Source organism: Pseudomonas sp. NBRC 111140, assembly GCF_001320885.1.
Classification (GTDB): Bacteria; Pseudomonadota; Gammaproteobacteria; order Pseudomonadales; family Pseudomonadaceae; genus Aquipseudomonas; species Aquipseudomonas putida_P.
Window position 1 is genome coordinate 83,908 of the sequence record NZ_BCBQ01000007.1, and the last position, 15,217, is coordinate 99,124.

The 15,217-nt window shown below is 61.2% G+C and carries 16 protein-coding genes and 1 pseudogene; 12 read left to right on the forward strand and 5 right to left on the reverse strand.

Annotation, left to right across the window (positions count from 1 at the left end):
• Positions 1–101: 101 nt before the first annotated feature.
• From aroQ to APH42_RS04205, 3 genes are all read left to right on the forward strand, one after another.
• On the forward strand, positions 102–551 hold the full coding sequence (aroQ, locus tag APH42_RS04195; RefSeq protein ID WP_012271693.1) for a type II 3-dehydroquinate dehydratase: 450 nt from the start codon (positions 102–104) through the stop codon (positions 549–551).
• Entirely contained in the window at positions 548–1,396 is an 849-nt protein-coding gene (locus APH42_RS04200; protein WP_012271692.1) for a shikimate dehydrogenase, read from the forward strand. The genes aroQ and APH42_RS04200 overlap by 4 nt, the downstream gene beginning before the upstream one ends.
• Before the next feature lie 86 nt (positions 1,397–1,482).
• A complete protein-coding gene (locus tag APH42_RS04205; protein WP_060492810.1) occupies positions 1,483–1,662 on the forward strand; it encodes a hypothetical protein in 180 nt (59 codons plus the stop codon).
• Positions 1,663–1,665: 3 nt separating this feature from the next.
• On the opposite strand, the gene APH42_RS04210 is transcribed toward APH42_RS04205, so the two are convergent.
• Positions 1,666–3,078 carry an amino acid permease gene (locus APH42_RS04210; RefSeq protein WP_012271690.1) on the reverse strand — a complete coding sequence of 471 codons (1,413 nt, stop codon included), beginning with the start codon at positions 3,076–3,078 and terminating at the stop codon, positions 1,666–1,668.
• A 325-nt stretch (positions 3,079–3,403) separates the two neighbouring features.
• Here APH42_RS04210 and APH42_RS04215 point away from each other — a divergent pair, with 325 nt between their 5' ends.
• From APH42_RS04215 to APH42_RS29020, 5 genes and pseudogenes are all read left to right on the forward strand, one after another.
• Positions 3,404–4,828: a PLP-dependent aminotransferase family protein gene (locus APH42_RS04215; protein WP_012271689.1), complete on the forward strand. Its 1,425-nt coding sequence runs from the start codon at positions 3,404–3,406 to the stop codon at positions 4,826–4,828.
• A 521-nt stretch (positions 4,829–5,349) separates the two neighbouring features.
• Positions 5,350–6,048 (forward strand): hypothetical protein, encoded by a 699-nt coding sequence (locus tag APH42_RS29830; RefSeq protein WP_156352731.1) that lies wholly within the window; start codon positions 5,350–5,352, stop codon positions 6,046–6,048.
• A pseudogene (locus tag APH42_RS30775) lies at positions 6,003–6,185 on the forward strand (hypothetical protein); the annotation flags it as partial. The gene APH42_RS29830 and the pseudogene APH42_RS30775, both read left to right, overlap by 46 nt.
• 243 nt (positions 6,186–6,428) lie before the next feature.
• Positions 6,429–6,698 carry a hypothetical protein gene (locus tag APH42_RS30395; protein ID WP_256217778.1) on the forward strand — a complete coding sequence of 90 codons (270 nt, stop codon included), beginning with the start codon at positions 6,429–6,431 and terminating at the stop codon, positions 6,696–6,698.
• Positions 6,695–6,961 carry a hypothetical protein gene (locus APH42_RS29020; RefSeq protein WP_071984352.1) on the forward strand — a complete coding sequence of 89 codons (267 nt, stop codon included), beginning with the start codon at positions 6,695–6,697 and terminating at the stop codon, positions 6,959–6,961. The genes APH42_RS30395 and APH42_RS29020 overlap by 4 nt, the downstream gene beginning before the upstream one ends.
• An 86-nt stretch (positions 6,962–7,047) precedes the next feature.
• Here the strand turns inward: APH42_RS29020 and APH42_RS04220 are convergent, their stop codons facing one another.
• Genes APH42_RS04220 through APH42_RS04230 form a run of 3 tightly spaced genes read right to left on the reverse strand, consistent with a single transcriptional unit; the run spans position 7,048 to position 10,646 of the window.
• Positions 7,048–8,070: a histone deacetylase family protein gene (locus APH42_RS04220; protein ID WP_060492804.1), complete on the reverse strand. Its 1,023-nt coding sequence runs from the start codon at positions 8,068–8,070 to the stop codon at positions 7,048–7,050.
• A gap of 11 nt (positions 8,071–8,081) precedes the next feature.
• Positions 8,082–9,311 carry a Zn-dependent hydrolase gene (locus APH42_RS04225; RefSeq protein ID WP_060492805.1) on the reverse strand — a complete coding sequence of 410 codons (1,230 nt, stop codon included), beginning with the start codon at positions 9,309–9,311 and terminating at the stop codon, positions 8,082–8,084.
• A 30-nt stretch (positions 9,312–9,341) separates the two neighbouring features.
• Complete coding sequence (locus tag APH42_RS04230; RefSeq protein WP_012271685.1) at positions 9,342–10,646, reverse strand: MFS transporter; 1,305 nt, start codon at positions 10,644–10,646, stop codon at positions 9,342–9,344.
• Between the two features lie 154 nt (positions 10,647–10,800).
• Here APH42_RS04230 and APH42_RS04235 point away from each other — a divergent pair, with 154 nt between their 5' ends.
• Complete coding sequence (locus APH42_RS04235; RefSeq protein ID WP_012271684.1) at positions 10,801–11,709, forward strand: LysR family transcriptional regulator; 909 nt, start codon at positions 10,801–10,803, stop codon at positions 11,707–11,709.
• A gap of 46 nt (positions 11,710–11,755) precedes the next feature.
• Here the strand turns inward: APH42_RS04235 and APH42_RS04240 are convergent, their stop codons facing one another.
• The gene (locus APH42_RS04240; RefSeq protein WP_060492806.1) at positions 11,756–12,766 is read right to left on the reverse strand and encodes an aldo/keto reductase; all 1,011 of its coding nucleotides are present in this window, start codon (positions 12,764–12,766) and stop codon (positions 11,756–11,758) included.
• Between the two features lie 118 nt (positions 12,767–12,884).
• On the opposite strand from APH42_RS04240, the gene APH42_RS04245 reads away from it, so the two are divergent.
• The 3 genes from APH42_RS04245 to APH42_RS04255 all read left to right on the forward strand — a co-directional run bounded on the left by APH42_RS04245 (position 12,885) and on the right by APH42_RS04255 (position 15,109).
• A complete protein-coding gene (locus APH42_RS04245) occupies positions 12,885–13,796 on the forward strand; it encodes a LysR family transcriptional regulator (protein ID WP_012271682.1) in 912 nt (303 codons plus the stop codon).
• Between the two features lie 86 nt (positions 13,797–13,882).
• Positions 13,883–14,680 carry an SDR family NAD(P)-dependent oxidoreductase gene (locus APH42_RS04250; RefSeq protein WP_060492807.1) on the forward strand — a complete coding sequence of 266 codons (798 nt, stop codon included), beginning with the start codon at positions 13,883–13,885 and terminating at the stop codon, positions 14,678–14,680.
• Between the two features lie 21 nt (positions 14,681–14,701).
• Positions 14,702–15,109: an SRPBCC family protein gene (locus tag APH42_RS04255; RefSeq protein WP_012271680.1), complete on the forward strand. Its 408-nt coding sequence runs from the start codon at positions 14,702–14,704 to the stop codon at positions 15,107–15,109.
• Positions 15,110–15,217: the final 108 nt, after the last annotated feature.

Sequence of the window (15,217 nt, forward strand, 5' to 3'; positions counted from 1 at the left end):
TAATCGCCCACTTTCCCGGTGCGAAGTGGCTGTCCAATTGACGGAACTAACCAGTCAGTACAAAACTAAGCGCATCCAACAACAACAAAGTGATGCCCGTCATGAAGCCCCTTATTCTCGTGCTCAACGGCCCCAACCTGAACATGCTGGGCACCCGCGAGCCTGCCCAATACGGCCATGAAACCCTTGCCGACCTGGCTCAAGGGTGTGCCGATACTGCCCATGCCCACGGCCTGGAAATCGAATTCCGCCAAACCAACCACGAAGGCGAACTGATCGACTGGGTCCACGCCGCCCGTGGCCGTTGCGCCGGTATCGTGATCAACCCTGGCGCCTGGACCCACACATCGGTCGCCATCCGCGATGCCCTGGTGGCCAGCGAGCTGCCGGTCATCGAAGTGCACTTGTCCAACGTGCACAAGCGCGAGCCGTTCCGTCACCTGTCGTTCGTCTCTTCCATCGCCGTCGGTGTCATCTGCGGCCTGGGCAGCCATGGCTACCGCATGGCCCTGAGCCACTTCGCCGAAATGTTCCAGGAGCGCACGGCATGAGCCAACAAGCCATCCTCGCCGGCCTGATCGGCCGCGGCATCCAGCTGTCGCGCACCCCCGCCCTGCACGAACACGAAGGCGACGCGCAGGCCTTGCGTTACCTGTACCGCCTGATCGATGCCGACCAGTTGCAACTGGACGACAGCGCCCTGCCCGGCCTGCTTGACGCCGCGCAGCACACCGGTTTTACCGGGCTCAACATCACCTACCCATTCAAGCAGGCGATTCTGCCGTTGCTCGACGAGCTGTCCGACGAAGCCCGTGGCATCGGTGCGGTGAACACCGTGGTGCTCAAGGACGGCAAGCGGGTCGGCCACAACACCGATTGCCTGGGTTTTGCCGAGGGCTTGCGCCGTGGCCTGCCCGACGTCGCGCGGCGCCAGGTGGTGCAGATGGGCGCTGGCGGTGCAGGCTCGGCCGTGGCCCATGCCCTGCTGGGTGAAGGGGTCGAGCGGCTGGTGCTGTTCGAAGTGGACGCTGCCCGTGCACAGGCATTGGTAGACAACCTGAACGCTCATTTCGGCGCCGGTCGTGCCGTGGTCGGCACGGACCTGGCCACAGCATTGGCCGAAGCGGACGGGCTGGTCAACACCACCCCGGTGGGCATGGCCAAGCTACCGGGCACCCCACTGCCGGTAGCGTTGCTGCATGCACGCCTGTGGGTGGCGGAAATCATCTACTTCCCCCTGGAGACCGAACTGCTGCGCGCGGCCCGGGCACTGGGTTGCCGCACCCTGGATGGCAGCAACATGGCCGTGTTCCAGGCGGTGAAGGCGTTCGAGCTGTTCAGCGGGCAACAGGCGGATGCGGCACGGATGCAGGCGCATTTCGCCAGCTTCACCTGACGGTTATCAGCGGCAAGCCCGCGAACGCTGAACTGTAGCGGCGATGAGGCCGGAACTGACCGCCTATGCTTGAAGTCAGTCCCTTTATGCGCACGTCCATGAAGACCTCCATCGCCCTCGCCATCCTGGCCCTGATCGCCGCCGCCGCCCTGCTCGGCTCACCGTGGATGAACCAGCGCTTCCACATGCCTGCAGAAAAAACCCAGGCTCAACAACGCGAAACGGCCGGGTCCCCAAGGGAGCCGGCCGTTTCCAAACGCGAGTGACGCTTAGTGCTGCTTGCTGCCAGAGCGGATCTGGTGCACCACACCCATTGCCACCACGATCGCCGCAGCGATACCGGTAGAGATCACCAGGATCTGGTAGTCAGGCATGAAGGCCATGGTTACCAGGGCGGCCACGATGAACGCGATCACCAGGTAGGTCAGCCACGGGAACAGCCACATCTTCAGGCGTACTTCCTTGCCCTCGGCAATCAGCTTGCGGCGCATGCGCAGTTGCGAGAAGGCGATGACCAGGTACACCAGCAGGGCAATCATGCCGGTGGTGTTCATCAGGGTGTCCAGTACGTCTTTCGGGCGCAGGGTCTCGCTGAAGTTGATCAGCGCACACACCACGGCCACGGCGCACGAGCCCATGATCGCGTACACCGGTACACCGGTGCCGGCGCGGGTGATCTTGAAGAACGACGGCGCGTCGCCACGCTGGGCCAGGGAGAACAGCATGCGCGAGGCGGTGTAGTGGCCGGAGATCAGGCAGCTGCTCACCGAGGTCAGCACCACGAAGTTCATCAGCAGTTCGGCATACGGCACGCCCAGCAGTTCCAGGGTACGGCGGTAGGCACCGTAGCCGGAGACGCCCAGGTGCGGGTCGTTCCACGGTACCAGGCAGACGATCAGGAAGATCGAGCCGACGTAGAACAGGCACACACGCCAAACCACCGAGTTGGTCGCCTTGACGATCTGCGCCGCAGGGTCCTTGGCTTCGGAGGCCGCGATCGTGACGATTTCGGCGCCGAGGAAGGCGAACATCACCCCGAGCAGGGCACCGATCACGGTGGTGATGCCATTGGGCATGAAGCCTTCGGCGGTGAGATGGCTGATGCCACGCACCTCACCGAACTGCCAGACGTTCATCACGGCAGCGGTACACACGATCAGGAAGCAGACAATCGCAATCACCTTGATCAAGGCGAACCAGAACTCGAACTCACCGTAGTGCTTGACGTTGAAGAAGTTGACGGTGATCAGCAGCAGGGTCGTGGCCAGCACGAACACGTTGACGCTGACGTCAGGGAAGAAGCCATGCAGGATCTTGCCCGCCACATAGGCTTCCCAGGCCATGAGGATGACCCAGTACCACCAGTACAGCCAGCCGATGGTGAAACCGGCCCAACGGCCAATGGCGCGGTCGGCGTAGGTGGAGAACGAGCCGGTGTCTGGCGAGGAAGTCGCCATTTCACCCAGCATGCGCATGATCAGCACCACCAGGATGCCGCCTGCCAGATAGGCCAGGACAGCGGCTGGGCCGGCGCTGTGGATCACGCTGCCGGAACCGACGAACAAGGCGCCGCCAATAACCCCGGCGATCGACATCATCGTCAGGTGGCGCGACTTCAGCGAGGCACTGAGCTTGCTCTCGTGCCCGCTTTTCGCGGTGGTGGTTGTGGATGTTGCGTCCATCAGTTGTGTACCCCGTGCTTCTTTTTATCCAAGGAAAACTGTGAAACCCCGATGGCTGGCGATTTCACCTGTACATCAGTGCTAATGCGGGCAGGATGGTGTGAACAAACACACGCAGGCCCTCCATGGCGGCCTGCTGACGCGCCCCAGGGCGACTGCCTGGCGCGAACTGAACATGCTTTATGTGGCGATATCCGACACCTAATGTAAAAATGTCCGACGCAGAGAGCCATGCACAGTGGCATGAATCTCGCACTGCACTGTACAGGTCGCCCTTGCAGTACACCCTGCAAACGCCAGGCGATACGCACCCTGAAGGCCACGAATGTTCGAATTACATCCAGACTCCTCAACCCCGCTGGTCAACCAGATCATCGACGGGCTGCGCGAGCTGATCGACAACCAGACCCTCAAGCCAGGCGCCAAGGTCCCGTCGATCCGCGCCTTTGCCGCGAGCTATTCGGTGAGCACCTTCACCGTGGTCGAGGCCTACGACCGGCTGGTCGCCCAAGGGCTGTTGGTGAGCCGTGGCAATGCGGGGTTCTTCGTCAACCGTGCGGCGGGCGAACTGCTGGAACAGCACAACGCCGAGGCCGACACCAGTCGACCAACGTTCAACTCCGAGTGGTACCTGCAGCAGATCTTCGAAATCCGCCAATTGCCGTACAAGCCGGGGTGCGGCTGGCTGCCCAACGACTGGATGTACGAGGACGGCCTGCGCCGTGGCCTGCGCCAGGTAGCCGGCAGCCCACTGGAACTGTCGGGCTACGGCGACCCCATGGGCCTGATGGAGCTGCGGGCACTGACTGCGCAGAACCTGCAACAGGAGTTGTCGATCGTCGCCAACCCGGCGCAGCTGATGCTCACCCACGGCGCCAGCCAGGCCCTGGACCTGGCCGCACGCACGCTGGTGCGCCCTGGCGACGTGGTGCTGGTGGACGACCCCGGTTACCCCAACCTGATGAGCATCCTGCGCACCCAGGGCGCCACCCTGGTCGGCGTGCCGCGCACCCCCGCCGGCTACGACCTGAACCAGCTGGAGCAGCTGCTTACCCACCACCGCCCAACCGCGTTCTTCACCCAGCCGCACCTGCACAGCCCGACCTGCTCGCGCACCCCACTGCCGCAGTTGCACCGGCTGTTGCAACTGGCCAGCCAGCACGGTTTCCGCCTTGTGGAGAACAACCTGTACGCCGACATGGTCACCGAGCCGCAACCGTGCCTGGCCAGCCTCGACCACTTGCAACAGGTGGTGTACGTGGGTAGTTACTCCAAGAGCATTTCACCCAACGTGCGGGTCGGCTACATGCTGGCCAACCCCGAACTGATGCAGAAATTGCTGCACCTGAAAATGCGCTCGGGCCTGACCACCTCGCAGGTGATGGAGCGGGTGGTGTACGCGGCGATCATCGACGGGCGCTGGCGCAAGCACCTCAAACGCCTGCGCCAGCGCCTGGCCGAGGCGCATCAGGAAGTTGGCCGGCATCTACATCGATTGGGCTTTGAACTGTTCACCGAATCGGATGAAGGCATGTATATCTGGACCCGCCATCCAGCGATTCCGGACAGCGCGGCGTTGCTGGATGACGCGCTGGAGAAAGGCATCATGCTCGGGCCTGGGCAGTTGTTCATGGTCGATGCCAAGGCCACCGGGTGGATGCGGTTCAATGTAGCGTTCAGTACCGATCCGGCGATGTGGGAGTTGTTGGAGAAGGTCTTCGTCAAGCATGTGCGGCGGGGTGGGATGTAGGGGCGTCGGTGTTGCCGGGATGTTCGCCTTGAAATTTTCGGCGCCTGTCATATCGATTGCCTATAAGTGGGGGTATGGCTAAAACAAACTTTTGATGCTGCATGCCCCTACCCGAGGTCTCAATGTAACAATTCCATCTTAGCAAACACAGTTTTCCTCTAGAGTATTTCTCTCTCCCGAACCTAGTGATCAGGAGAGAGCAATGACCTCCCGCACGACCATGACAGCTTCAGAAATTAGTAAAATTTGTTCACCAGCTCCATTCCGGTATGACTTTTCAGTATCGGTGCTGGTAGCTGGGATGCCGAAGCTAAAGCACAAAACATCATAAACAGTATCGAAGCGACTCGTCCCCTGCCCCACCTGGACTGAAGCATTATCTGGACAGCCACTATTCAGCAATTGATGCTCGTTACTCTGACAATCTAAGCATACTGCAGGCCAAGCGGCAATTCCTGCTAAAACCTCAAGAAAAAATCATCCACAAGGGCCTACCCACTGACGACTTATCAGGCATACATGTGTATGCCCCCGGATTTTCACCAGCTTATCTCTTCTATACCTTAATTGACCCTCACACCTACTTTGAAGAAGAGCTCTATGTCATACAGGGCTTCCTCTTCGCCCTTATGCGAAGCATCACTGCCGCTCAGATTGAAATTCTGTTAGGTCAGAGTCTAAAAATAATCCATCGTGAAATAACCACTCTCAACTCAAAACTTGCACTCACCGAAAGCAAAACCTCGGAAAGCAATACCATAACCTTTAGCACAATACCATCAATACAAATATCAACAACCTTGGGCGCAATAGGCAGCACCTATTACCACAACCGCCAACTAGAATCAACTTTGCGATCAGGCCGAAAAATGCTGGAAAGGGCAGCCGGAGCTGTTGCAGCCCGGCTATTCAACGTTGGTATCGGTGCTCTGCTTTATTCTTCCGAACTCGGCAACAGTGATCTCTACCATGAAACAACACTGAGCCTCCCAGCCGATTTATTAATACCGGACCTACCCGATCAGCTGTACGAGAAAGCCCTTGGCCATGGAGTAGCGGCGTCAACCTATCGAATTTATTCGAAGAATGACATCTATACACTCATCAAAACCAGCAGACAGCAAGTCTCGAAAGCAGAGTACCTCTACGCCCACTCTACTTCGACAAGGCGACGAACAGCTACATTTCCGTACCTTCGCAAAAGTTTCCAATCAAGCTGACGTTACCCGCGCACATACCCGGCGACGCCTCGACCACTAAACCTAGCACGCAGATACCTTCCTACCCCTATCGTGGCGTGACACTCAATCCACTGCACATCGAAGCCTCCCCTCTACCCGCGCTGGAACCGGAGGACTTCAAAGACTGCATTTACTGCTTCCCGCCAGAATCTGGCCTACCGCCACTGTACGTTGTCTTCAACTCTCCCTACCCCGGCGCGACAACCAAAGGGACTTACAGTGGACGACCCTACAACCCGGATAAAGCTGGGGGACCTATCGAACGACTGGATTGGAGGAAGACTAAGATCACAGCTGATGGCATTGAGCTAGTCAAGCTACACACAAGTCGTTTCGAACCCTCCGATGCGAACAAGATCATGATCGATAGGCTGAAAAAAATACTACAAGGTCAATTAGAAGCAACTGACACTGACAAGCGATTCTACACACATGAAATAAGAGAACTTGAGCGCTTCCGGGCGCTTGAAATCCCAGATAGAATTAGGCCTGAAGATCGTGGCGAAGCATGGAATAACACACATGCCGCAACACTGGAGGACTACCAACTCACTTCAGAACTTGAGCTATTATACACACCAGAAGCCATTGAGGCAGACGACCGGCAGACTGCGCGAGAAAATCAATGAATACCGTCAGCGAAATAGTAATTAACGAAAGCCCTACAGACGTCATTTTATGGCTTGTGAGGCGAGATGGCATTTCTCATCCCCGGCTCGACAACTTGTACAATAGAAATAGCTGGGCAAATATTGGTGACTGCCTACAACTCATGAACTTAGTAAGCAAAATGCTTGAAGAAGGCTTAATACAATATGGCGGTAATGGCTACATCAAGGGCCAGAATTGGCGAGAGCCAGAATTCCTGGCTCAAAAAAAATATGAATTGTGAGGCGCTCTGAACTTAGGGCCTTGCAGGCTAAGATGAGTTTCATCAGAGGCGCCGGCAGTGACAATGGGTCTGCCGGCGCTCACCACCTAACGCCAGTCCGCCTTACCAGCAAAGAACGCCTGCGCATTCACCTCCAGGCTGTCCAGGTGATACCCGCCTTCCTGCACGATCAGACACGGCAACCGCAACGCACGAATCCGCTCCCCCAACGCAGCAAACCCTTCAGTCGTCACTGCCACCTTGCTCTGCGGGTCGAGTTCATAGATATCGAACCCGAGCGACAGCACCAGCGCCTCAGCACCAAAGTCCTTCACTGCAGCTAGCGCAACGTCCAACTGCCCCATGAAATCAGCCTCACTGGCCCCATGCGCCATCGGCAAGTTCAGGTTGTACCCCTCCCCTTCACCACTACCCCGCTCGTCCGCGAACCCAGCCACGCCAGGATAGAAGTTGGTCGGGTCGCCATGCACCGACACATACAGCACATCACGGCGATCGTAGAAAATCTCCTGAATCCCCTGCCCATGGTGCATGTCGGTATCGAGAACTGCCACGCGGCTATAACGGCTGCGCAGGGCCTGGGCAGCTACAGCCGCGTTGTTGATGTAGCAGAACCCACCCGCCGAATCGAAGCGCGCATGGTGCCCCGGTGGCCTGCACAGCGCATAGGCAGCCGGTTCGCCGTCGAGGATGGCCTTGGCCCCGGCCACCGCGCTTTGCGCAGACCAATAGGCCGAACGCCAGGTGTTTTCGCCAACAGGGCAGCTGCCATCCGCCAGGTAGCGCCCGGCCTGGGCGAGAATGCCACGCAAGGCGTTGGGCTCACGCACGAAGATGTTGGACATGACCTCGTCGCCCCAGTCCTCGGGCACTTCCTTCCAGCGTGCATGGGCCTCTTCGAGGAAGGCCAGATAGGCCTCACCGTGCACAGCCCTGAACGGTTCAAGGCCGGCATCGTCGGGCTGGCGGATGTCGAAGCCCAGGTCCTTGGCGGCCTGCAACAGCCGCTGGGCGCGCTCGGGGACTTCCTGCGGGGTGCGCATGGCGCCGCGCGAGTAGTAGCTGCGCGGGTGGTGCAGCAGTTGTTCGGGGTGGAAGTAGCAACGCATCAGGCTTCTCCTTATTCGACAAGGCCCGCACGGGCCAGCACGGCGTTCAGCAGTACATCGGCACCCTGACGGGCATCGTTGGGCAACACGTCTTCGGCTTCGTTGTGGCTCAGGCCGCCGACACAGGGGATGAACACCATGGCCGTCGGGCAGTAGCGGGCCAGCAGGATGGCATCGTGGCCGGCACCGCTGACGATCGATTGCTGGGCATAGCCCAGGCCATCCACGGCCTGCTGCACAGCAGCCACGCAGTCGGTGTCGAACGGGGTGGCCGGGCTGACCCAGTGCCGCTCGATACGCACCTGCAGACCACGCTGGCTGGCAATGGCTTGCAGCTTCAAGGTCAAGTCGCGCTCCATCGCCTCGATGGCTTCGTCGCGGTGGTGGCGCAAGTCGACCGTGAACTGCAGCAGGCCAGGAATGGTATTGCGTGAAGACTTGGCAATGGACAGTTCGCCAACAGTGGTCAAACCTTCGGGCGCGAAGTCCGCTGCCAGTTGCTCAACCGCCTGGATCATCCGCGCCGCGCCATACAAGGCATCCTTGCGCAGCGGCATCGGCGTGGTGCCGGCGTGTGCCGCCATACCTTCGACAGTGACGTCCAGCCAGCGGATGGCCTGACCACCGCTGACCACGCCGATGGCCTTGGCGTTGTCTTCAAGGATCGGGCCTTGCTCGATATGCGCTTCGAAATACGCATCCACCTGGCCACCCAGCGGGCGCTGGCCGGCGTAACCAGTGCGCTGCAGTTCGTCAGCCACGCTGATGCCATCAGCATCGCGGATAGCCAGCGCCTCGGTCAGCGCGAGGCTGCCGGTAAACACCGCCGAGCCGAACATGGCCGGGGTGAAACGCGCGCCTTCTTCGTTGGTCCATACAGCGATTTCCAGCGGCTTGCGGGTCTGGATGTTCAGATCGTTGAGGCGGCGCACCACCTCAAGCCCGGCCAGCACGCCATAGACGCCATCGAAACGACCGCCTTCGGGCTGGGTGTCGAGGTGGCTACCAATCATCACCGGCGCCGCATCCGGGTCACTGCCAGGGCGGCGGGCGAACAGGTTGCCGATGGCATCCACCGTCAGCGTCAGGCCGGCTTCACGGCACCAGTGGCTGAACAGTTCACGGCCAGCCTTGTCTTCGTCGCTGAGCGCCAGGCGGCAGCTGCCGCCACGGGCGGTGGCGCCGATTTCGGCCATGGCCATCAGGCTCGCCCACAGGCGTTCGCCATTGCTTTTCAACATGTGCGGGTACTCCAGAGTAAAACAGTTCGATCAGGCCAGTTCCAGGCGCTGGCTACGGGCATACTGGCGCGCCAGGGCAAGCACGCAGACCAGCGAGACGGTGGCGATCAGGGTGTAGAACACGGCCATCGGCCACCACTGGCCGCTGAAGGTGTGAGCCAACCAGGTGCCGATCAGCGGGGTAAGGCCGCCAGCGATGGCGCCGCAGACCTGGTAGGCCAAGGAAATGGCGGTATAGCGCACGCGGGTTTCGAACATACCGCTGACATAGCCAGCTATCACCGCGTAGAAAGAGGCCATGCAGGCTGCAGCCAGGGCGATGCCCAGTACGATCAACGGCCCCTGGCCCGAGCTGACCAGCACGAACATCGGGTACGGCGAGGCCATCGCCAGCAACGCGACCAGGGCCAGGAAGCGCGTGGCACCGATCTTCTCCGACAGCCAGGCAGCCAGCGGTTGCACGCAGAACTGGATGATCGCCACGAAGAACAGGCACTCAAGTATCAGCGAGCGCTCCAGGTGCAATTGTTGAGTGGTGTAGCTGATCATGAAGGTGTTGGTGAAATAGACCCCGGCAATGCCCAAGGTGTTGGCACCGATGCACAACAACAGCGGGCGCCAGGCGGTGCGCAGCACTTCGAAAACCGGCGCCTGCTCTTTGCGCCGGGCCTTCTCTGCCTGCTCGCGGCTGGCGATGAACTCGGGCGACTCGTTCACCCCCAGGCGAATCGCCAGGCCCACCAGCAGCAGCAACGCGCTGGCCAGGAACGGCACGCGCCAGCCCCAGCTCATCAGCTCGTCTTCAGGCAGGCGGGTCACCGCGCCGAAGGCCAGCAGCGACAGAATCAGGCCCGCCGGGCTGCCCAGTTGGGCGAACGAAGCGAAGAAGTTGCGCCGGCCTTTGGGCGCATGCTCGCCGGCCATCAGCACCGCCCCACCCCACTCGCCGCCCACGGCGATGCCCTGGACGATGCGCAGCAGGATCAACAGCACCGGTGCGGTGGCACCGATCTGCGCGTAAGTCGGCAGCAGGCCGATACACACGGTGACGATGCCCATCATCAGCAGGGTGATGACCAGCGACTTCTTGCGGCCGATACGGTCGCCCACGTGGCCGAAGACAATGCCACCCAGCGGCCGGGCGAAAAAGCCCACGGCGAAGGTGCCGAACGCGGCCATGGTGCTGAACAGGCTGTCGTCGGAGGGGAAGAACAAGGCACCGAACACCAGGGCGGCGGCGGTGGCGTAAATGTAGAAGTCGTACCATTCGATCATGGTGCCGATGAACGCGGCAGCAGCTGCACGACGTGGCTGGGCGGAAGCGGTGGGCTTCATGGGGGCTCCTTTGCTTGTTGTTCTGGCAGGAGTTGCTGGGTCATTGTCGCGCTCTCGTGGCGCTTGGCCTGCGATTTATCGGCTCAGGGCTATGATTAGTCAATTTTCTATTTATTATTCGTACTATTAGCCACGCTTATCATCGAGCCTCGCCATGTCCGACCGTCTGCTCAACGACCGCCTCGACTGGAACCTGCTGCGCACCTTCCGGGTCATCGGCCAGGAACTGTCCATCAGCCGCGCCGCCGCCCGCCTGCACCTCACCCAGCCGGCCGTAAGCCAGGCGCTCAAGCGCCTTGAAGAGCAGCTTGGCCGCCAGCTTATCGCCCGACGTGGGCCGCGTTTCGTGCTGACGGAAATGGGCGAGCAGCTGTTCCAGCTGGCTGGCGAGGTGTATGGGCAGATGTCGCAGATCGGCGGTTTGCTGGAGCAACCGGCGGACGAACTGGTAGGCAAGGTGCGTCTGTTGATGATCAGCCGCATCGTCAGCGAGCGCTTCGACGACTTCCTCGCCGACTTCCATCGCCAGCACCCACGGGTGGAGCTGGAAATCGACGTGATGCGCAGCTCCGACATCGTCGCAGCCCTGCAGGAGAAAACCGCCACAGCGGGCCTTAGCCTCAACCGGCGTGCACAGCCACGGCTGGAGCAACGGCTGTTTCTGCGCCAGCGCTATGCGTTCTTCTGTGGCAAGCACCATGCCCTGTTCGGCCAGGCCGAAGGCGACTTGCAACGGGAGAATTTCGTCAGTTTTACCAGCGACCAGATTGGCGGCATGTTGTCGCCGCTGACCATTTTCCGCGACCAGCAGGGCTTTGCCGGGCGCATCGTGGCGTCATCGCCAAGCCTGGAGGAAGTACGCCGGCTGGTGATCGCCGGCTTTGGCATCGGCTGCCTGCCCGAGCACGTGGTGGCGCCGGATGTAGAGGCGGGGTTGCTGTGGAAGTTGCCGCCGCAGGAAGGGATTGCCGATGTGGATATTCACCTGCTTTGGAACAGAGAGCAGCGCTTCAGTCGGGCGGAAGAGGTGTTTATCGAGGCATTGCAGCAAAGTCTCGGGTAACAGGCTTCGCTGGCGATAGGAGGGCAAAGCCCTCCCCCTTTCGCGATTAGGCTTCAGGTACCGGTGCCTGCTGGGCGATCAGCCCCAGCTCACGCAGCTCGGCCCAGAACGCGGCCGGAATCACCGCATTGAACGCCGCCAGGTCTTGGTCGGCATGTTGTGGCCGGGTCGCCCCTGGGATCACCGCCGCTACCGCGGGGTGCGCCAGCGAGAACTGCAACGCCGCAGCCTTGATGTCCACCCCATGGCGCACCGCCACTTCGTTCAGGCGCTGGACACGGGCACGGATTTGCGGGCTGGCCTTCTGGTACTCGTAGTGCTCTCCCCCGGCAATCACGCCGGAGTTGTACGGGCCGCCGACGACAATGCCGAGGCCTTGCGCCAATGCACCTGGCATTACCCGTTGCAACGCACGGTCGTGGTCCAGAAGGCTGTAGCGACCCGCCAGCAGGAAGCCGTCCGGGCGTGCTGCTTCGAGGTCCAATGTCAGCTCGATCGGCTCGACGCGGTTCACGCCCAAGCCCCATGCCTTGATCACGCCTTCTTCACGCAGGCGGGTCAGCACGCGGAAGGCACCGGTACGAGCGATTTCGAACTGGCTCAGCCATTCGTCACCGTAGAAGTCCTGGGCGATGTCGTGAATCCAGACGATATCCAGGTAGTCGGTACCCATACGCTTGAGGGTGTCTTCGATCGAGCGCAGGGTGGCATCGGCGCTGTAGTCATTGACGATGCGGTTACGGTTGCCGTGCTCGAACAGGCCGCTCTTCTCGCCCAGCTCACGAGCAGCCGGGTCTTCCAGTGCGTCGAGGATGACGCGGCCAACCTTGCTGCTCAGCACGTATTCATGGCGCGGGCGCTGGGCCAGGGCCTTGCCGAGGCGGATTTCCGACAGCCCGGCACCGTAGAAAGGCGCAGTGTCGAAGTAGCGCACACCGTTGTTCCAGGCCGCGTCCACCGAGGCTTGCACTTCGGTATCTGGCACGTTGCGGAACATGTTGCCCAGTGGCGCGGTACCAAAGCCCAGGGGGTTGGCGATCAGGTCTTTCAAGCTCATGGCATGTCTCCAGAAAGGGTGTGTAAGGTCATCAACCGACGACGTGAGCACATCCTAGGCTGGCCAAATCCAGACCGTCCAAGTCATAATTCGTCACAGTTAAGTCCCTGGAGGTCTCATGCAGGATTTGCGTCAGTTGCGCTACTTCGTGGCCGTCGCCGAATGCGAGAATGTCGGCCGAGCCGCCGAGCAGCTGCATATTTCCCAATCGCCCCTCAGCCGGCAGATCGCCCAGCTGGAGGACAACCTTGGCCTGGCCCTGTTCGAACGGCGCAACCAGCGGCTGTACCTGACTAACGACGGGCGCACCTTCCTGGCCGAGGCGCGCGGCCTGCTCAAGCATGCCGAGCGCTTGGAGTCGCTGGGCAAGCGCCTGGGCCGTGGCGAGGAAGGCGGCTTGTGCATCGGCTACGTCAACCACGCCATCCACGCTGGTGTGCTGCCTGGCGCAGTGCGGGCCATTCGTGGCGAACGCCCGAACATTCACATTGCGCTGTACAACATGATCCCCAGCGAGCAGTTCGAAGGCCTGCGCCAGCGCAGCCTGGACATTGCCCTGGTGTGCGAGCCGCCGCCGAAGCACGACCCCGACTTGCGTGCGCAGCCAGTACTGGATGACCCAATGCTGCTGGCCATCCCAGCCTCGCACCCTCTGGCCAGCAAGGCGGAACTGACCCCGGCCGACCTGCACGAGCAGGAATGGATCATCACCGGGGGCCAGCCCGACCAGGTGAACAAGCGCGACGACTTCATCGCCCGCTGCGGTGATGCCGGTTTTACCCCGCGCTTGTCGCTTGAAGCGACCGACCCATTGAGCGTGCTCGGCCTGGTGTCCGCGGGCCTGGGCCTGGCCATGGTGCAGGGCAGCCTGACGGCCAGTGCCGGGCCAACCGTGGTTTTGCGTCAGCTGGATTGGTTCCAACCCAGCGTGCAATTGTGGGCCGCCTGGCACCAGGTCGACCTGCGGCCGATCGTGGGCATTTTCCGTGAACGCGTGCTGGCGCAGGCGAATAAGTCCATAGAGGTCTGAACTCAGTCGAATTACGTCTTTTACAGTCTGAGTAGGCTTTACTAGGATGGCTCTCATCGATACAACTCACCCACAGGAGCCATTCCATGAACATCGACCTCGGCGGGCGCACCGCCATCATCAGCGGCTCTACCGGCGGTATTGGTCTGGCCATCGCCCGCGGCCTGGCCCGCGCCAACGCCGACGTGGTCATTGCCGGCCGCAGCCAGAAATCGCTGGATGCAGCCTTGGCCGAACTGCGCCAACAAGGCGGCCGTGGGCAGATTCACGGCGTGGTCGCCGACCTGGGCACCGCCACCGGTGCCGACACCCTGTTTGCCGCCCACCCACGGGCCGACATCCTGGTCAACAACCTGGGCATCTACGACGACGTCGACTTCTTCGACGTGGCCGACAGTGAGTGGGCGCGCTTCTACGATACCAACGTGTTGAGCGGCGTGCGCCTGGCCCGCCACTATGCACCGGGGATGGTCGAGAAAGGCTGGGGGCGGATCCTGTTCATTTCCTCGGAATCGGGCATCGCCATCCCTGCGGACATGATCAACTACGGTGTTACCAAGGCCGCCAACTTGGCCGTTTCCCATGGCCTGGCCAAGCGCCTGGCCGGCACCGGGGTTACCGTGAACGCGATACTGCCCGGCCCGACCCTGACCGATGGCGTGGCCGCGCTGGTAGCCGATGCGGCACAGGCGTCCGGGCGCAGCATTCGTGAAGAGGCCGACAACTTCGTACGTACCGCACGGCCAAGTTCGATCATTCAGCGCGCCGCCGATGTCGACGAAGTCGCCCACCTCGCGGTGTACCTCGCCTCGCCTTACTCCTCCGCCACCACCGGCGCGGCCCTGCGGGTCGACGGCGGTGTGGTCGACAGCCTTGCTATCTGAACTCAACTGGAGCATTACCCTATGGCAACTGCCTACGCTTCCCTGCAAGCCCAACACAGCCCTGAACACGTCTGGGCATTGATCGGCGGTTTCGACAGCCTGCCGGACTGGCTGCCGTTCATCCCCGAGAGCATCTCCAGCGAAGGCGGCCGTGTGCGCTCGCTGAAAGACCCGGACGGCAACAGCATCGTCGAGCGCCTTACAGCTTTTGACGACAACGCGCGCAGCTACAGCTACACGATCCTGAGCAGCCCGTTTCCAGTGACCGACTACCGATCGACCCTGCGAGTCAAGGCCGACGGCCAAGGCAGCCTGGTGGAGTGGTTCGGCGAATTCACCCCGGCCGGTGTCAGTGAGGCCGAGGCTGAGGCACTGTTCAAAGGCATCTACGAAGGTGGCCTGCAAGCCTTGGCGAAAACCCTGGGCTAAGCGAGTCCCCCAGGTACCTCATCCCCTTGCAAGATTCGAGGGTGGGGGCAAAGCGCTTTTGCCCCCCCCGTCAAAACACCTTGTCCCCCCCCCCCCCTGTCCCCCCCC